The sequence below is a fragment of the Vreelandella mediterranea genome (assembly GCF_970647075.1).
In genome coordinates this window covers 3,444,158-3,462,243 of the sequence record NZ_OZ310198.1, presented here as the reverse complement: position 1 = coordinate 3,462,243, position 18,086 = coordinate 3,444,158, and the positions used below count along the sequence as shown (strand labels likewise).

Genomic DNA, 18,086 nt, shown 5'->3' with positions numbered 1-18,086 from the left:
GCCCCTATTGTAGGCGAGGTAGTGTGCATCAGGATAGCGGCGCTCACCGGGGAGCGGCGGGTAGAATGCGACCGCTTCGCCGTTTTATCGCCGCTTGTATGGATGCAGGCCGTGAGGCCGGCGCCGCTTTTTGGTAAACTACCGAGTTCTTTTCCTACTCACATCGTTTCCGGCTCTGGTCGATTTGCGAGGTAACCCGTGACCATTCGCTTCATTGCCGCCTCCCGGCTGCCCACCCCTTGGGCTACATTTACTATGCACGGCTTCGAAGACGATGCAACGGGCAAGGATCATATCGCCCTGACGCTTGGCGATGTGACGGGCGACGCCCCGGTGCTCGGGCGCGTGCACTCCGAGTGCTTGACCGGCGATGCGCTGTTTTCGATGCGCTGCGACTGCGGCTATCAGCTTCAAGAGGCGCTCAAACGCATCGCCGAAGAGGGGCGCGGGGTGCTTTTGTATCTGCGCCAGGAAGGCCGCGGCATTGGCCTTTTGAACAAGATTCGCGCCTATAACCTGCAGGACCAGGGCGCGGACACCGTCGAGGCCAACGAGCGCCTTGGCTTTGGTGCCGATATGCGCCGCTACGATCTTTGTGTGCCGATGCTCGAGCATCTCAATATCCAGGCGCTCAAACTGATGACCAACAACCCCCGCAAGGTCGAGGCGCTGACCAACGACGGCGTCAACGTGACCGAGCGTTTGCCCATTACCACCGGGCTCAACCCGCACAACGAGCAGTACCTGGCCACCAAGGCCGGCAAACTTGGCCACATGATGGCGCTGGGGGATTTTACCCAGGCCGAGGATGTGGATATCGAGCGTAAAAAGTGAGTGATTGACGACGCTTGACTCTTGTCCGCCTTCTGAGCAGTCTTGCCAGATGAACTGGCAGAAGGCAAACAATGAAACAGTTATCGAAACAGGTGGGAAAGCCGTTATCGATAGTGCTGGTCGAAGACGACCCGGGCGACGCGGCGCTGATCCAATACACCTTCAAGTACGATCATGGCGATAGCACGCTCACCTGGGTCGAGAGCCTTGCTCGGCTCACCGATTTTTTGACGCAAGCCCCCTCCTTTCCGGATGTCATCCTGCTCGATCTCAGCCTTTCCGACGCCAGCGGTATCCAGACCGTTCTGGTCTGTAAGCAAATCGCCAGCGGCGTGCCCATTGTGGTGCTGACCGGGTTCGATGACGCGGATTTTTCCCTCGAAGTACTCGAAGCCGGTGCCCAGGACTATCTGATCAAGGGCAAGATCGACGCCGACTCCCTCCACCGCGCCATTCGTTACGCCATCAGCCGGGCAAAGCTCGAGCAGCGTTTGGTGATTTCGGAAGAGCGCATGGCCGCGGCAATCGAAGGCGCCAAGCTTGGCGTATGGGAGTGGCTTTTGCAGGAAAACGTGTTTATCTACAGCGATCGCTGGCTGGCAACGCTTGGCTATCAGCGAGAGCACGCCGACGTTCCGCAGAGTGTGGAAGAGTGGTTTGCCCAGATCCACCCGGAGGACCGCGAGCGGGTCGAGGCCACCATCGCGCGTCATACTCAAGGGGAAGAGCCCAATTACCAGTGCGAGTTTCGTATACGCCACCGGGATGGCCACTGGGTGTGGGTGTTCGAGTCGGGGCATCTGGTCAGTCGCAGTGCCGACGGGCGGCCCCTAAGGATGGTCGGCGTTCAACAGAACATCAGCGAACGCAAGGCGATGGAGGCGCAGCTAACCCAGCTTGCCATGTACGATGAACTGACGGGGCTGCTCAATAGGCGAAGCTTCATGGATCTTGCAAGGCGCGAGCTGGCACGCTTGAAGCGCAAGGGCGACCACGGCGTGTGCGTGGTGATGCTGGATCTTGATCGTTTTAAAAGCGTTAACGATACCTACGGCCACGGTGCAGGCGATGCGGTATTGATGCAGTTTTCTACGACCGTGACACGTCAGTTGCGCCAAACGGATGTGTTTGCACGTTTGGGGGGCGAAGAGTTCGTGGTGGTACTACCCGATACCGACCTGGCCGGCGCCGAGGTAGCGGCGGAAAAGCTGCGCGTCTCGATCGAGGCGATGCAGGTGCCCCTGGAGTGCGTGAGTTCACCGCTCAAGGTCACCACCAGCATTGGCGTAGCGCGCATGCGGGTCAGCGACTCGCTTCCGGACGGTGCCCTGGCGCGGGCCGACAGCGCCCTTTACGAGGCGAAAAATGCCGGGCGTAACCAGGTGTGTGTCAATTATGAATAACGAACCCCTTCAATCTGTAGCCCTCGTCGGTCAAAGCGGCTGGCCCTGGGTCGTTTTTTTGGCCGTCGCTCTGGTGTTCTCCATCGTACTGCAGGGGCTGGTCTATTGGCGCAGCCGCCAGCGTTTAGTTCGGTTGAAAAGCCAGCAGAAAGCGCTGAACCATATCCTTTGGGGTACCTCGGCCGGTACCTGGGAGTGGGACATTCAGACCGGTGAAACACGCTTGAACGAGCGCTGGGCAGAGATGGTCGGCTATACACTCGATGAGCTAACGCCCACCACGGTGGCGACCTGGGAGCGCTTTTGCCATCCGGCGGAGCTGGCGCGCGCCCATCAGGCGTTACGCGCGCATCTCGAGGGCGAGACCGACAGCTACAACATCGAATTTCGCATGTGCCACCGCGACGGTCACGATATCTGGGTGTACGCGCGCGGCCGGGTGGTCGATCAAGACGAGGCGGGCAATGCGCGATGGATGGCCGGTACGCACATCGATATTACCCAGCGTAAAGAGGCCGAGGCCCAAGCCCAGGTAATAACCGACCGCCTCACCAAACTGAGCGCGCTGCTGCCGGGCGCCCTTTTTCAGTACTTCCAGGGGACCGATGGCACGATACGCATCCCCTACGCGAGTGTGGGCATCAAGGATATTGCCGGCGTGACGGCCGAGCAGGTCAAGCAAGACGCAGGGCGAATCTTCGCGGCGATCCATCCCGATGACCTGGACAAGATGGCCGACAGCATCAACGCCTCCGCCGAGACGCTCAGCCCTTGGAACCTGACGTTTCGGGTCAATCATCCGGACGCCGGACTTCTTTGGATAGAGGGGAGCTCCAACCCCGAGCGTCTGGACGATGGCAGCACGGTTTGGCACGGCTACCTGCGCGACATCACGGCCTCTCACCTGCTTCAACAGGAGCGCGACGACTACCGCGAATCCTTGGAAAAATCCAATCGCGAGTTGGAGCACTTTGCTTACGCCGCCTCCCACGATCTGCGCCAGCCGCTTCGTATGGTGACCAGCTATGCCCAGCTTTTGAAGCGCCACCTCGGCGACCGGCTCGATGACGACGGTAGCACCATGCTGCACTACATGAGTGACGGCGCCAAGCGGATGGACGATATGCTGCTTTCGCTTTTGGAGTACTCCCGCGTGGGCCGACAGGACCAGCCGTTTACCACTTTCTCGCTGCGCGAATCCCTCGACGAGGCGCTCCATTTTCTTGCCCCGGCGATCGCGGATAACCAGGCGTCCGTCAGCGTCAAGGGGAAATGGCCCGAGGTCAGCGCGAACCAGGATGAAATGACGCGGCTTTTCCAAAACCTGATCGGCAACGCGCTCAAGTATCACCCCCTCGATAAATCGGTCGAGGTCGAGGTCGCGATCAAACGTCGCCGCCGCGCCGGCAGTTGGCATATTACGGTGACCGATAACGGCATCGGGATCAATTCTGACCAGATACCGCGGCTGTTTAAGGTGTTCCAGCGCCTGCATGCCCGCGGCCAGTTCGAGGGTACCGGCGTGGGGCTGGCGGTATGCCGCAAGATCGTCGAACGCCACCAGGGCCGAATCTGGGTGACCTCGGCGGGCGAGGGACAGGGCAGCTGTTTTCATGTCTCGCTGCCGCGCCATGGGGCGAAGCCATGAGGATAAGTGGCCGTGGGCTTGGCACAGCGCTTGCGCTTTTGATGGGGCTTGCGCTGCTCCCTTCCAACGGCTGGGCACAAACCGATTTCGATGCGTTCTTCATGCGAAGCCCTGCACCGATGTGGATGTTGGCCGTCGAGGACGGCGATATCCTGCGCGCCAACCCGGCCGCCTTCGAGTTTTACGGCTACGCCGACCTGGAGCGGATGAACGTCAATCAGATCAATACCTTTACCCCCGGTCAGGTACGTCAGGAGATCGAGCGCGCTAGCCAGCAGGACCGTAATCACTTCGTTTACCGCCACCGTCTGGCCGATGGCAGTACCAAAATCGTCGGGGTCTACTCTCAGCCCTACAGCTTGAACGGCGAGCCGGTCATGCTCTCGTCGATTTACGATATGAGTGCTGTGGATAGCGCGACGGGCAGACGCTATGTCGAGACGGTCGAGGAGCAGGTGGATCTGCAAAGCGCTGAATTAAGCCGCGCTCGCGAACGCGCCCGCTGGTTCTGGATTGGCGGCGCGTTGGCCCAGGGCGCCGTGATCCTGCTGTTGGCGCTGGCGCTTTGGCGCCTGCGTAGAGCCCAGCGCGAAAACATGCGACTGATCGACGAGCTTTCGTTTCGTAACCAGGAATTGGAGCGCTTGAGCCAGGCCATGGCGCACCATTTCCAGGAGCCGAGTCGACGGCTGGTGAGTTTCGCCCATCAGTTGCAGCGCTCGTCCCAAACGCCGAGCGACTCGAACGAGGCGCTGGCGGTTCACTTTATCGCGGACCAGGCCCAGCGCCTGAGGGACCTGGTCGGCGATGTTCAGTGCTACCTGGGCGTGGGGACGGTCGCCGCGCCCTCGGAGCGCGTCGATGTCGAGCAGCTGGTCAACGAGCTCTATCAGTTCGAACCCGCGCTTTCAGCCCTGCGCGAGGCGGGCAGCTTGCGCATCGAAGGTGAGCTTTATGAGGTCTGGTTCAACCACAAGCAGCTTGCCCAGTTGTTCAACGTGCTGCTGCACAATAGCTGGCAATACCGCCATCCAGAACGGCCGCTGGACATCGTGATTAGCGCCAGCGTGAAAAAAGGGCGCGTCCAGTACCGGGTGGCGGATAACGGCCAGGGTATCGCGCCGGAATACCGTCAGCAGGTCTTCGAGATGTTTGCACGGCTGGTGCCTAACAGCGAGGAATATCCCGGTACCGGCGTAGGGCTTGCCAAAGTCGTCAAGATGCTGCGCAAGGTGAACGGGCGTATAACGGTGGAGGACGGCATGGCGGGTGGGGCGTGCTTCGTCTTCGATTTGCCACTGGTCAGGGAGAAACCGTAATGGATGGACATTTCGTTGTGCTATTGGTGGAAGACGAGCCCGCCGACGTGCATCTTGCCAGAATGGCCTTCAAGGAGGGCCATATGCTGGTGGATGTGCACGATGTCGGCGACGGCGTCGAGGCATTAGCGTTTTTGCACCGTGAAGGTAAATACGCGTCAGCACCGAGGCCGGATCTGATCCTTTTGGATCTCAATATGCCGCGCATGGACGGCAAGGCGTTTTTGAAAAGCGTCAAATCTCTGGAAACGCTTCGCCAGATTCCGGTGGTGGTGTTGACGACCTCGGAAGCCGAAGCGGATATCTTCGCTTCTTATGATTTGGGGGCAGCCGGATTCATCGTCAAACCCATGGATATCGAGCAGTTCGTCGCCTCGATTCGCTCATTGGAAGACTACTGGCTGACACTGGTGCGCCGGCCAGGTTAAGCGCCTGGCAGCTTTCTCGGTGGCGAGGGCCACGGCCGGGGGTGGCAGAACGCGCGCTTTGTAGGCCGTAAGCCAGTTCCGAACACGTATATTTATAATTTTCTCGTTCATATATCCAATGATGAATTCGGCTCACTTTGATGGGGCGGATTTTTCATTGGTTTTACGCCGACCAGGCCTGCCAAACTGAGCCTTCATTGACGATAAAGCTCATTTCGGAGGCACTCCCCCATGGTACAAGACCTGATCACCCGGCGGCTCGATGACGGCCCGCTTATCTGCGCTGAGGGCTTTCTTTTCGAACTCGAACGCCGCGGTTACCTCTCGGCGGGGGAGTTCGTCCCGGAAGTGGCGTTACTGCGCCCGGACGCGTTGGAAGCATTGCACCGCGATTTCCAACACGCGGGCTCGGACATCGTGCAGGCGTTCACTTATAACGGGCATCGCGAAAAAATGCGCGTGATCGGTAAAGAGGAGCTGCTGGAGCCCTTGAACCGGGCCGCGCTCAAAATCGCCCGCAAGGTGGCCGATGATCAGCCCGGCAACCTGATGGCCGGTAACATTTCCAACAGTAACGTATGGGACCCTCAGGATCCGGCGTCCCAGCAGAGCGTGCGCGCCATGTTCGATGAAATGGTGCAGTGGGCCGTCGAGGAGGGCGCGGACTTCATCATCGGCGAAACCTTCTATTACGCCGGTGAAGCCCAGGCGGCGCTGGAGGCGATCAAGGCCAAGGGGCTGCCGGCGGTCATCACCCTGGCGCCGATGGCCGAGAATCAAATGATCGATGGCCCCGGCATCTTGGAGACCTGTGTGGCGCTCGAGCAAAACGGCGCCAGCGTGGTCGGCCTGAACTGCTTTAGGGGGCCGGATACCATGCTGGACTGGATCCAGCAGATTCGCGAGGCGGTGTCTTGTCACGTCGCGGCACTGCCGGTGACCTTTCGCACCACCGCCCAGGAACCCACCTTTTTCAATCTTTCCGACACCCAAGGGTGCAGTTGCCCGTCGCCTCACGGGCGTCCCTTTCCCACCGCGCTGGACCCCTTGTTCTGCAACCGCTACGAGCTAGGCGCCTTTGCTCGCAAGGCCTTCGATAGCGGCGTCAACTATCTGGGCGTTTGCTGTGGCGCCGCGCCCATGCACATACGCGAAGTGGCCATGGCCGTTGGCCGCGAGCCCGGCGCCGCGCAGTTTGCCGAGCGCATGGAGAACCACTTCATGTACGGAAGTCACGAGCGCTTGCCGGCGCATATTGCCGCGCTGGGCGAAAAGGCCTGATCAAGGGCTTGCGCTCACTCCCGGGCGCGGCTGATCCGCTCGTAGGCGTTGCTGATTTCGCTGGTACGCTGCTGGGCCATGTCGCGCATGCTTTCGGGCAAGCCTTTGCCGGCCAACTTGTCCGGGTGGTTTTGGCTCATCAGGCGCCGGTAGGCTTTTTTGACCTCGGCGTCGCTGGCCTCTTCGCTAATGCCGAGTACTCGGTAGGCGTCTTCGAGGGAGGTTTCGCTAGTACCCGCGGCGTTGGCGGAGGCGCGCTGCATCATCGCCTCGATTTGGCGTACTTCGGTTTCGCTACAGCCAATGCCCTGGGCCACGCGCATCATCATGGCGTGTTCGCTTTCTTGAATCTCACCATCGGCGGCGATAGCGCTGAGCTGCACCTGCACGAACATCTGGCGTAGCGCCGGCTGGCGCTGCGTCAAACGGCCTACCTTGCCAAGTTCTGCGTCCAGGTCGAAGCTGTCCGCCTGGCCGCGCTCGAAGGCGGTGCGCATCTGGGCGCGCAGCGCATCGCTTAGCTGCATCTGACTGAAAAGGCGCTCGGCGATGTCTCGCTCGTTGTCGCTAACGCGGCCATCGGCCTGGCAAAGGCACCCCATCACGGCGAAGACCGACTCCAGATAGCCCTGTTCGATCTGGCGGCGGGCGGTGATCAGTCGGCGTATCGCGCGCTGGGCGATCCAAAAGCCAACCCCGCCACCGACCAGCAGGCCAATGGGGCCAAAAATGGCCAGGCCCAGCAAACCAAACAGCAGCGTCGAAATAAGCAAAAACGTCATAGTACTCTCAAGCGGTCGATGGAAAAGAGGCGGTGAACGAATTTATCACTTTCAGCGCCGCTATATTGGACAGTGGCGTCATTATAGAAGGATTCGTTTTAAGTGCCTGTAGCCGGCGACGTTTGTTTAAACGCATGCTCACCGGTACGAGGCCTAAAAGCGGGGCCGTTGGTCGCCACTACCTTCGCTTTTATCCTTTGTTAAACGTTTATTTTAGGGGGTGCACTATAGTGATAGCTGGCATGGCATCGGCCATGGCTAACCCTTTCAGGAGAGCCACCATGAAAGCACTATGTTGGCACGGCAAGAACGATGTCCGTTATGACACGGTTCCCGATCCGGAAATAGAGCATCCTCGCGATGCCATCATCAACGTCAGTAGCTGCGCGATCTGTGGCTCTGACCTGCACCTCTATAACCACTTTATCCCCGCCATGGAAAATGGCGACGTGCTCGGCCATGAGTTCATGGGCGAGGTCATGGAAGTGGGGCACGACAATAAGAAACTCAAAGTGGGCGATCGTATCGTCGTGCCGTTCATCATCACCTGCGGCGAGTGTCCTCAGTGTCAGCGCGGCAATTTCTCGGCCTGTGAGCGCTCCAACCGCAATAAGGGCCTGGCGGACAAAGCCTTTGGCCATGCCGGCGCCGGGCTTTTCGGCTACTCCCACTTGACCGGCGGCTACGCGGGCGGCCAGGCCGAATACGTGCGCGTACCCTTTGCCGATAGCACCCATATCAAGGTGCCCAGCTCGCTCACCGACGAGCAGGTGCTCTTTCTGGGCGATATCTTTCCCACCGGCTGGCAGGCCGCCGTCCAGTGCGATATCCAGCCCACCGATACGGTGGCGATCTGGGGGGCGGGGCCGGTCGGCCAGTTCTGCGTACGCAGCGCCGTGCTGCTCGGTGCCCAGCAGGTGGTGGTGATCGATAACGTTCCGGAGCGCCTTGCCATGGCCCAAGCGGGCGGGGCGATAGCGATCAATTTCGACCAAGAGAGTGTGCTGGAGAGGCTGCAAACGCTGACCAGCGGTAAGGGGCCCGAAAAATGTATCGACGCCGTCGGGCTCGAGGCCCACGCCACCCGGTCACTGGACTCGGCTTACGATCGGGTCAAGCAGGCGGTCATGCTGGAATCCGACCGCTCCCACGTGCTGCGCGAGATGATCTACGTCTGCCGGCCGGCCGGGGTGCTGTCGATTCCCGGCGTTTACGGTGGGTTGATCGACAAGTTTCCCATCGGCGCGCTCATGAACAAGGGGTTGACCGTACGCTCCGGCCAGACCCACGTGAACCGCTGGAGCGAGGATCTTCTGCGCCGGATCGACGAAGGCCAGATCGATCCTTCTTTCGTGATTACCCACTCCGTTGGGCTGGACCAGGGGCCTGAAATGTACAACACCTTTCGCGAAAAGCAGGATGGGTGCATCAAGGTCATTCTCAAGCCGTAAACGAGCCAAGGGAGGTTGTGATGGCAAACTATCCAAACCGTACGCCCAGGCGTATGACCCGTTCGATGAGCGGGGCCGACCGGGTGGCGCGGGGCCTTGGCTGGCTGAGCCTGGGCATCGGGCTTTATAAGCTGCTGGCGCCGAAAAAGCTCAGCGGTGCACTGGGCATGAAAGGTGTTAATGGACGGATGCGCGCCGGCGGTGTTCGCGAGATCGCAAGCGGCATCGGGTCGTTATCGGCAAACCCTACCCAGGCGGTATGGAGCCGTTTAGGCGGCGATGTATTGGACCTGGCCGCGCTCACCTATGCCCTGCAGGACCGCCACAACCCCAGGCGCCAGAATATTTACTTGGCACTGACCGCAGTGGGGGTGCTGACCGCCGTCGACCTGTGGTGCGCCAAAGCGCTCTCTCAGCGCCATGCCTACCAGGGCGGCGTTACGCCGGACTTTCGCCACCGAAGCGGTTTCCCCGGCGGTTTGGCAAGCGCCCGGGGAGCGGCGCGCGGTTTTGACGTGCCCAACGACATGAAAGACGCACTCCCCACCCCGCCGCGTTAACGTTACGTTCTTTATAGTTCTAATGGCCAGAACTCGGACAGCCCAAAAGCGTCCGAGTTTTAGCCTTTTCTAAACGGCCAGACCCGGCCTGGGCGCTTGACCCCGCCCGGATTTTACTCGAACGTTACGCCTATAAAGGCGCCCGCCGCTCTTGGGGGCGTGGCGTCTGCAAAGACGACATTTGGAGATACATGATGGCCTCGCCCACTTTTGATACCGCGGACACGAAAAAAGCGGCCAAACACGACCCTGACGTGGGCGAGTACCATAGCCCGGCCGGCGGATGGGGGGCGCTCAAGGCGGTGGGCAAGCACTTGCTGCACAGCCGTTCACCGGCGGCCAATGCCCGCTCGCTTTTCAAAATCAACCAGCCCGATGGCTTCGATTGCCCCGGCTGCGCCTGGGGCGACCCGGAACACGGCTCCTCCTTCGAGTTTTGCGAAAACGGCGTGAAAGCGGTGACCTGGGAGGCGACCGCCAAGAAGGTCAAGCGCGATTTTTTTGCCAAACACAGCGTCACCGAGCTCAAGACCTGGGATGACTACCGGCTGGAGGATCAGGGCCGGCTGGTCGGGCCCATGGCGTATAATGCCGAGACCGACCACTATGAGCCCATCGAGTGGGACGCCGCCCTCGAGCTGATCGCCGCCGAGCTCAAGGCGCTGCCCACGCCGGACGACGCCATCTTCTATACCTCGGGTAAGGCCTGTAACGAGTCGGCCTACGTGTTCCAACTGCTGGCCAGGCTTTACGGGACCAACAACCTGCCGGACTGCTCCAACATGTGCCACGAAGCCAGCGGTGTGGCGCTGGGAGAGGCGCTGGGCACCGGCAAGGGCAGCGTGCGCTTGGAAGACTTCGAGCACGCCGAGGCGATTTTTGTGTTTGGCCAAAACCCGGGCACCAACCACCCGCGTATGCTCGGTACTCTGCGCGAGGCCGCCGAGCGCGGCGCGACTATCGCAAGCTTCAACCCGCTGCGCGAACGGGGTCTCGAGAAATTCGCCGACCCGCAAAAGCCGCTGGAGATGCTGCGGGGCGGCAGCCACCGGATCAGCTCCCACTACTTCTGCCCGAAGCTTGGCGGCGATATGGCCACGCTGCGCGGTATTGCCAAGGCGCTGTTCGAGCGCGAGGAAAGCGGCGAATCGGTGCTGGATGAGGCCTTTATCGACCAGCACACCGAGGCGTTCGAGGCCTACAAGGCGCAAGTGGATGCGACCGACTGGGCGGCGCTGGAGGCGCAGTCCGGTTTGAGCCGCGACGAAATGGGCCAGGCCGCCGAGCTTTACGCCCGCTCTAACGCGACCATTATCTGTTGGGCGATGGGCATTACCCAGCACGTGCACTCGGTGCCCACCGTGCGCGAAATCGTCAATGTATTGATGCTGCGCGGCAATATGGGCCGGCCCGGCACCGGTACCTCGCCGGTGCGCGGCCACTCCAACGTGCAGGGCGACCGCACCATGGGCATTTTCGAAAAGCCCACTGACGAGCTGCTGGACGCCCTGGAGGCGCGCTACAAAACGCCGATGCCCCGGGAGCACGGCGTGGACTCCGTCGCCGCCGTGGAGGCGATGCGCGACGCGCCCGGCAAGATATTCATCGGCCTGGCGGGTAACTTCACCCGGGCGATTTCGGACAGTGGGGTGGCCGAGGCGGCGATGGGCCAGTGCCGGCTGACCGCCTTCATCAGCACCAAGCTCAACCGCAGCCACCTGATTACCGGCGAGAAAGCGCTGATTCTGCCGTGCCTGGGGCGCAGCGAAATCGACAAGACCGGCGGCAAGACCCAACTGATCACCGTCGAAGACTCGATGAGCATGGTGCACGGCTCCGCCGGCATCAACCGCCCGGCACGCGATGATCTGCCTTCCGAGATCGCGCTTTTGACGAAGCTTGGCGAGCACCTGCTGGGCAGCGAGAAGGTGGACTGGGCGGCGATGCGCGAGGATTACGACGTGATTCGCGATCACGTGGAAGCGGTGATTCCCGGTTTCGATAACTTCAACGAGCGGGTGCGCGTGCCGCGCGGTTTTTGGCTAGGCAACCCCACCGCCGAGCTCACCTTTCCTACCGAAAGCGGCAAGGCCGTGTTCTCGAGCGAAGCGCTCCCGGAGCGCGTCATCCATCAACAAATGGCCGAACGCGACGGTTGGCTGACGCTGCAAACGATGCGCTCCCACGATCAGTACAACACCACGGTGTACGGCTACAACGACCGCTACCGCGGCATCGAGAACGGCCGCCAGGTGGTGTTTTTGAACGCATCCGATATCGCGCGTCTGGGCGTCGAAGCGGGGCAGTGGGTCGACCTGGTGGGCGAGTCCGACGATGGCGTAACCCGCCGCGTCGAGGGCTTCAAGGTCGTGGCGTATGATACGCCCAAAGGGTGTGCGGCGGCATACTACCCGGAGACCAATCCGCTGGTGCCGCTCTCCCACAAGGGCGACGGCAGTCACACCCCGGCGTATAAATCCATCGCCATCCGCCTGGAGCCCAGCGCCCGCATTGCCTGATGACCAGGATCTAAACAGCGCGCTAAAAGCGCTCCAGCGCGCCCATCCAAAGCTCGACACGCTCAGCGCGCTGGTGCTGGTGGCGCTGGATCGAGTGGCCGGGGAGGCCGCGCTTTCCACCGCCCAACTGGCGCGGCGCCTCGAGATCGAGCACGCCCTGATTCGCCGCGCCTGCGCCGAGCTCGAAACCGAGGGCTGGGTGGTGATTGATCCCGCCGCCGGGCCGGGGCCCGCGCTACGAGTACGCCTGAACGCCTCGCTTTGGCTTTAACGCCGGCTCTTTAGCGTGGGTGGGGCGTTTATTTTGCCAGCAAAGCCAGGCGTTTTTCGATCGCCGCCTGAATACCCGGTGCATCCAGCCCGCAGTCGCGCAAGAGCTCGTCCGGGGTGCCGTGCTCGACGAAGCTGTCCGGTAGGCCCAGCGTCAGCACGTTCGCCTGGATATTTTCGGCGTGCAGCAGCTCCAGCACGGCGCTCCCCGCGCCGCCGGCCACCACGTTTTCTTCAAGCGTCACCAGCAGGTCGTGCTCGGCGGCGGCCTCCAGCACCATTTGATGATCCAGCGGTTTGATCGAGCGCATGTTGATATGCGTGGCGCCCAGGGTCTCGGCAACTTCCTGTGCCGGGCCGTTCATGCTGCCAAAGGCGAGCAGCGCGATGCGGGGGCCTTCGCCCTCGTCGGCGCGGCGGCGGTGCTCGGCGCGGCCGATGGTCATGGGCTCCAGATGCTCGGGAGTCGCCACCCCGGGGCCGGTGCCGCGGGGGTAGCGCACCGCGGCGGGGCCTTCGTGATAGTAGGCGGCGCTCAGCATGGCGCGGCACTCCGCTTCGTCCGCCGGAGCCAGCAGCACCATGTTGGGCACGCAGCGCAAAAACGAAATATCCATGCTGCCGTGGTGGGTCGGGCCGTCTTCGCCCACCAGCCCGGCGCGGTCGATGGCGAAGGTGACATCGAGCCCCTGTACCGCCACATCGTGAATCAACTGGTCGTAACCGCGCTGCAAAAAGGTCGAGTAGATCGCCACCACCGGCTTCATTGACTCACAGGCCATGCCGGCGGCCAGGGTCACCGCGTGCTGCTCGGCGATCGCCACGTCGAAGTAGCGCGCCGGGTACTCTTTCGAAAAGCGGATCAGATCCGAGCCTTCGCGCATGGCCGGGGTAATCCCCATCAGGCGTTGGTCGGCGGCCGCCATATCGCAAAGCCAGTTGCCGAATACATTGCAGTACTTCTGCTTCGGCGCGGCGGGGGCGGCGCTCTTTTGGGCCTGCGCTGCCGCCTTGTTGGGCTTTTCAAGCTTGGTGATCGCGTGATAGCCGATCTGGTCCGCTTCGGCGGGCAGAAAGCCCTTGCCCTTGACGGTTTTGATATGCAGAAACTGGGGGCCGGGTTGGTCGCGAAGCGCGCTCAGGGTGTCGGTCAGCGCTTCCAGGTCGTGGCCGTCGATCGGGCCCACGTAGTTGAAGCCGAGCTCCTCGAACAGCGTGGCGGGGCTGACGAAGCCCTTCATGTGCTCTTCGGTGCGCTTGGCAAGCTTGAGCGCTCCCGGCAGGTGGGAGAGCACTTTTTTGCCCTCTTCGCGCATCTTAAGATACGGCTTGCTTGCCAGCATGCGCGCCAGATAGGTGGCCAAGCCCCCGACGTTTTCCGAAATCGACATTTCGTTGTCGTTGAGCACCACGAGCATATTGGCGTTGACGTGGCCGGCGTGGATCAGCGCTTCGAACGCCATACCGGCGGTCAAGGCACCGTCGCCGATGATCGCGCAGACCCGGCGCTCATCGTTTTGGGCGCGGGCGGCCAGTGCCATGCCGAGCGCGGCGGAAATCGAGGTGCTGGAGTGGCCCACGCCGAAGGTATCGAATTCGGACTCCGCGCGGCGGGGGAAAGCGGCCAGGCCGCCGTGCTGGCGAATGCCGGTCATGGCCTCGCGCCGCCCGGTCAGAATCTTGTGCGGGTAGGCCTGGTGGCCGACATCCCACACCAGCCGGTCGCTGGGGGTGTTGTAAACGTGGTGTAGCGCCACGCTTAGCTCGACCACGCCAAGCCCTGCGCCAAAGTGCCCGCCGGAGACCCCCACGCTATATAAAAGGTACGCGCGCAGCTCGTCGGCCAGTTCGGCCAGCTGACGGTCGTTCATGGCCCGCAGGGCCGCGGGATGGTCAAAAGAGTCGAGCAGCGGCGTGGCCGGGCGCTCGCGGGAAATCTCGTCGAACAGCTTCATGGGCATGGTGTCACGGTCGTTTTTTGTACAGGCATCGTTAATGGTCGCGCTCGATCATGTAGTCGGCGAGCTCGGCCAAGGGGGCGCCTCTTTCACCTAGCGGCGCAAGGGCGGCGGTGGCCTCGGTGATGAGCTCGCGGGACTTGCGCTTGGCGCCTTCAAGGCCCAAAAGGCTCGAGTAGGTGGGCTTGGCCCGCAAGGCGTCGGCGCCGGATATCTTGCCAAGGGTCGCCGTATCGCCGGTCACGTCCAGGACGTCGTCGTGGATTTGAAAAGCGAGCCCGATGGCGCGGGCGTAGTGAGCCAGTGCTGCAAGCCGTGGGTCGGTTTCCTCGACGGCGACAAGCCCGCCCAGGCGTACGGCGGCTTCGATCAGCGCACCGGTTTTATGGGCGTGCATGTGGGCAAGCGAGGCGACATCGGGCAGCCCGCCCACGGCGGCCAAATCCAGCGCCTGGCCGGCGACCATGCCCTGGCGCCCGGAGGCCGTGGCCAGGGTCGTCACCATGGACCCCAGACGCGGGTGATGAGTTCGCGCCAGCACTTCAAAGGCCAGCGCCTGCAGGGCGTCGCCGGCCAAAATGGCGGTGGCTTCGTCGAACGCCTTGTGTACCGTGGGTTGGCCACGGCGCAGGTCGTCATCGTCCATGGCAGGCAGGTCGTCGTGGATCAGCGAGTAGGCGTGAATCAACTCGATGGCCGCCGCCGGGGCGTCCAGCGGCTGCTCTTCGGCACCCAGTGCCCGACCCGCCAGATACACCAGCAGTGGGCGCAGGCGCTTGCCGCCCACCAGCAGGCCGTGGCGCATCGCCGCCTCCAGACGGGCATCAACGGCAGTGCTCTGGTCGAACAGCGCGTTTAGCGTGGCATCGACCCGGGCGCTGCTGGTTTCGCGGTGCGCGCTTAGGCGCATGGGGCTTTCGCTTACCATGGGGGCGTGTCCTCGGCGTCGTCCTCAGTGGGGGCATCACTTGGCGCGCTGGCCGGGCCATCGAAGGGCGTCATGCTCAACTTGCCATCACCGTCTTCGCTTAACGCGCGTACTTTGAGCTCCGCGCTGTCGAGGCGCTTTTGGGCATCGCGAGTCAGCGTTACGCCCTCTTCAAAGGCGGTCAGCGCCTCCTCCAGGGAGAGCTCGCCTGATTCAAGCCGCTCCACCAGGGTTTCCAGTTGGGAAACCGTGGCGGCGAAATCCTGTGCGGGGGGAGTGCTATCGCTCATTGACCCATGCCTACCTATTGACGCCCTTTGCCTGGGCTTCGAGTGTGCCTACTGTTAAGGGCACAGTATACACCCAGGCCAGGGGGTGGCGCCTGCCCAGGGCTACGCCGAGCTTTCAACGTGCGTCTCGTTCATTTTGAAAACGCACACTTTTCATCCACTCGGGCCGCCGGGAAGGGGCCTTGTCATGCTACCATGATGGCCTTTCATGAACCGATAAACGGCGCTTCGCCGAGCATAGGGGTTGATTCAGCCATGGCCAAAACGTCCCTGGACAAGAGCAAGATAAAAATCCTGCTACTCGAGGGCGTCCACCAGAGCGCGGTGGACAATTTTCGCAACGCCGGATATGAAAATATCGAGCATCTGCCCACGTCCCTGGACGAAGAGGCGCTGATCGAGAAAATCCGCGATGTCCACTTCATCGGTATTCGCTCGCGTACGCAGCTCAACGAGCGCGTGTTCGCCGCCGCCGAGAAGCTCGTCGCCGTTGGCTGTTTCTGTATCGGTACCAACCAGGTGGATCTTAACGCTGCGCTCAAGCGCGGTGTGGCGGTCTTCAACGCGCCGTACTCCAACACGCGCTCGGTGGCCGAGCTGGTGCTGGCGGAAGCCATCATGCTGCTGCGCGGTATCCCGGAGAAAAACGCCCGAGCCCACCAGGGCGGCTGGCTGAAGTCGGCGAAGAACTCCCACGAAGCCCGCGGCAAGACCCTCGGGATCGTCGGCTATGGCAGCATCGGCGCACAGCTCTCGGTGCTGGCGGAGTCGTTGGGCTTCAACGTCATCTATTATGACGTGATCACCAAGCTTGGCATGGGCAACGCAAGCCAGGTCGGTAGCTTTGAAGAGCTTCTGGGCCGGGCGGACGTGATCAGCCTGCACGTGCCGGATCTACCCTCCACCCGCTGGTTGGTAGGGAAAAAAGAGATCGCGACCATGAAACCGGGGGCGATCTTGATCAACGCCTCCCGCGGAAGCGTCGTGGAGATCGAGCCGCTGGCCGAGGCGATCAAATCGGGTCATCTCAACGGCGCGGCGGTGGATGTCTTTCCGGTAGAGCCCAAGGGCAATAGCGAGGAGTTCGAAAGTCCGCTGCGCGGGCTGGAGAATGTGATCCTGACACCCCACATCGGCGGCTCGACCCTGGAAGCCCAGGAGAATATCGGCGTCGAAGTAGCGGAAAAGCTCACCACCTACTCCGACAACGGCACCACCATCACCTCGGTCAACTTTCCCGAAGTGGCGTTGCCCGCGCACCCGGACAAGCACCGCCTGCTGCACATTCATAATAACGTGCCCGGTGTGCTCTCCGAGATCAACCGCGTGCTCTCGGAAAACGGCATCAACATCTCGGGCCAGTACCTGCAGACCAACGAAAAGGTCGGCTACGTGGTGATCGACGTGGACAAGGCCTACGGCCCGCAGGCGCTCGAGGCGCTCAAGCAGGTCGAGCATACGCTGAAAATCCGCGTGCTCTACTCATCGCAAAATAGCTAAACGGCCTTGTCCCGAGGGCCGTGCCGACCCGCCCTATGCGAGGGCGCTGTGAACCCTTCCCTGGGCGCTACTTTCGCCCTCCCTGGCGAAAGACGCTCGCTACGGGCGGCTCGGCACGGCAGATATAACGGCCTCCTTCGGGAGGCCGTTTGGCGTTGGGCTTAGGCCAAATCGAACAGCAGTACCTCGGCATTGACGGCGTCACCCAGTTCAAGCGGCTCGTCCGGGGTGAGGGCAGCGGCGTCCCCGGCTTCAAGGCGGGTGTCGTTGACCGTCAGCTCGCCTTTCACCACATGAAGCCAAACGTGGCGCCGGGGCGGCACTGCGCCGACGTCGCCATCGAACAGGCCGCCGTAGAGGTTGACGCTCTGGTGGATACTCACCGAGTCATCGTCCCCGTTTTGAGAGACGAGCAGGCGCCACTGCCCCTGGCGAAACGCCGTGGAAAACGCTTTTTGCTCGTAACTCGGCGCGATGCCGCGGCTTAGCGGCTCGATCCAGATCTGGAGAAAGTGCAGCCCTTGGGTTTTGGAATGGTTGTACTCGCTGTGGCGCACGCCGGTGCCGGCGGACATGCGCTGCACATCGCCCGGGCGCATGATTTCCCCGTTGCCCATGCTGTCCTCGTGGGCCATTTCGCCTTCGAGCACGTAGGAGATGATCTCCATGTCCCGGTGGGGATGGGTGCCAAAACCGTAGCCCGGTTTGACCCGGTCTTCATTGATGACCCGCAGGGCGCGAAAGCCCATATGCGCCGGGTCCATGTAGTTGGCAAAAGAGAAGGTGTGGTACGAGCGCAGCCAGTCGTGGTCGGCGTAGCCGCGCTCCAGGGAGCGGCGAATCTTCATGAGAATTCCTGGGTGAACGGGCAAACGCTCACTATACGCCGGGAGAATGCCCCCGGTGGTGAAGCTT

At 62.0% G+C, this 18,086-nt stretch carries 16 protein-coding genes; 11 read left to right on the top strand and 5 right to left on the bottom strand.

Annotated features, from left to right (window positions below):
• Positions 1-198 precede the first annotated feature (198 nt).
• The 6 genes from ribA (at position 199) to ACWFVE_RS15980 (ending at position 6,913) form a co-directional block, all read left to right on the top strand.
• On the top strand, positions 199-834 hold the full coding sequence (gene ribA / locus ACWFVE_RS16005; RefSeq protein ID WP_447530253.1) for a GTP cyclohydrolase II: 636 nt from the start codon (positions 199-201) through the stop codon (positions 832-834).
• A 71-nt stretch (positions 835-905) separates the two neighbouring features.
• Positions 906-2,237, top strand: coding sequence for a diguanylate cyclase (locus tag ACWFVE_RS16000; protein ID WP_447530252.1), 1,332 nt, complete (start codon positions 906-908; stop codon positions 2,235-2,237).
• Positions 2,230-3,885: a sensor histidine kinase gene (locus ACWFVE_RS15995; RefSeq protein ID WP_447530251.1), complete on the top strand. Its 1,656-nt coding sequence runs from the start codon at positions 2,230-2,232 to the stop codon at positions 3,883-3,885. The genes ACWFVE_RS16000 and ACWFVE_RS15995 overlap by 8 nt, the downstream gene beginning before the upstream one ends.
• The gene (locus tag ACWFVE_RS15990) at positions 3,882-5,204 is read left to right on the top strand and encodes a sensor histidine kinase (protein WP_447530250.1); all 1,323 of its coding nucleotides are present in this window, start codon (positions 3,882-3,884) and stop codon (positions 5,202-5,204) included. Before ACWFVE_RS15995 ends, ACWFVE_RS15990 begins: the two co-directional genes overlap by 4 nt.
• Positions 5,204-5,632, top strand: coding sequence for a response regulator (locus ACWFVE_RS15985; RefSeq protein WP_447530249.1), 429 nt, complete (start codon positions 5,204-5,206; stop codon positions 5,630-5,632). The genes ACWFVE_RS15990 and ACWFVE_RS15985 overlap by 1 nt, the downstream gene beginning before the upstream one ends.
• Before the next feature lie 231 nt (positions 5,633-5,863).
• Positions 5,864-6,913, top strand: coding sequence for a homocysteine S-methyltransferase family protein (locus tag ACWFVE_RS15980; RefSeq protein WP_447530248.1), 1,050 nt, complete (start codon positions 5,864-5,866; stop codon positions 6,911-6,913).
• A gap of 14 nt (positions 6,914-6,927) precedes the next feature.
• Here ACWFVE_RS15980 and djlA read toward each other — a convergent pair whose 3' ends face one another.
• Positions 6,928-7,695 (bottom strand): co-chaperone DjlA, encoded by a 768-nt coding sequence (djlA, locus tag ACWFVE_RS15975; protein ID WP_447530247.1) that lies wholly within the window; start codon positions 7,693-7,695, stop codon positions 6,928-6,930.
• Positions 7,696-7,976: 281 nt separating this feature from the next.
• On the opposite strand from djlA, the gene ACWFVE_RS15970 reads away from it, so the two are divergent.
• The 4 genes from ACWFVE_RS15970 to ACWFVE_RS15955 all read left to right on the top strand — a co-directional run bounded on the left by ACWFVE_RS15970 (position 7,977) and on the right by ACWFVE_RS15955 (position 12,496).
• Positions 7,977-9,146, top strand: coding sequence for a zinc-dependent alcohol dehydrogenase (locus ACWFVE_RS15970; RefSeq protein WP_447530246.1), 1,170 nt, complete (start codon positions 7,977-7,979; stop codon positions 9,144-9,146).
• A 20-nt stretch (positions 9,147-9,166) separates the two neighbouring features.
• Positions 9,167-9,706 (top strand): hypothetical protein, encoded by a 540-nt coding sequence (locus tag ACWFVE_RS15965; RefSeq protein WP_447530245.1) that lies wholly within the window; start codon positions 9,167-9,169, stop codon positions 9,704-9,706.
• Positions 9,707-9,900: 194 nt separating this feature from the next.
• Complete coding sequence (locus ACWFVE_RS15960; RefSeq protein WP_447530244.1) at positions 9,901-12,225, top strand: FdhF/YdeP family oxidoreductase; 2,325 nt, start codon at positions 9,901-9,903, stop codon at positions 12,223-12,225.
• Positions 12,218-12,496, top strand: a complete 279-nt coding sequence (locus ACWFVE_RS15955; protein WP_447530243.1) for a MarR family transcriptional regulator — start codon at positions 12,218-12,220, stop codon at positions 12,494-12,496. The genes ACWFVE_RS15960 and ACWFVE_RS15955 overlap by 8 nt, the downstream gene beginning before the upstream one ends.
• A 28-nt stretch (positions 12,497-12,524) precedes the next feature.
• Here ACWFVE_RS15955 and dxs read toward each other — a convergent pair whose 3' ends face one another.
• Genes dxs through ACWFVE_RS15940 form a run of 3 tightly spaced genes read right to left on the bottom strand, consistent with a single transcriptional unit; the run spans position 12,525 to position 15,671 of the window.
• On the bottom strand, positions 12,525-14,456 hold the full coding sequence (dxs, locus tag ACWFVE_RS15950; RefSeq protein WP_447530242.1) for a 1-deoxy-D-xylulose-5-phosphate synthase: 1,932 nt from the start codon (positions 14,454-14,456) through the stop codon (positions 12,525-12,527).
• Positions 14,457-14,487: 31 nt separating this feature from the next.
• Positions 14,488-15,381 (bottom strand): farnesyl diphosphate synthase, encoded by an 894-nt coding sequence (locus ACWFVE_RS15945; protein WP_447530241.1) that lies wholly within the window; start codon positions 15,379-15,381, stop codon positions 14,488-14,490.
• Positions 15,375-15,671 (bottom strand): exodeoxyribonuclease VII small subunit, encoded by a 297-nt coding sequence (locus tag ACWFVE_RS15940; protein WP_447530240.1) that lies wholly within the window; start codon positions 15,669-15,671, stop codon positions 15,375-15,377. Before ACWFVE_RS15940 ends, ACWFVE_RS15945 begins: the two co-directional genes overlap by 7 nt.
• 255 nt (positions 15,672-15,926) lie before the next feature.
• On the opposite strand from ACWFVE_RS15940, the gene serA reads away from it, so the two are divergent.
• Positions 15,927-17,171, top strand: coding sequence for a phosphoglycerate dehydrogenase (gene serA, locus ACWFVE_RS15935; protein WP_447530239.1), 1,245 nt, complete (start codon positions 15,927-15,929; stop codon positions 17,169-17,171).
• A 161-nt stretch (positions 17,172-17,332) separates the two neighbouring features.
• On the opposite strand, the gene ACWFVE_RS15930 is transcribed toward serA, so the two are convergent.
• Positions 17,333-18,019: a pirin family protein gene (locus ACWFVE_RS15930; RefSeq protein ID WP_447530238.1), complete on the bottom strand. Its 687-nt coding sequence runs from the start codon at positions 18,017-18,019 to the stop codon at positions 17,333-17,335.
• Positions 18,020-18,086: the final 67 nt, after the last annotated feature.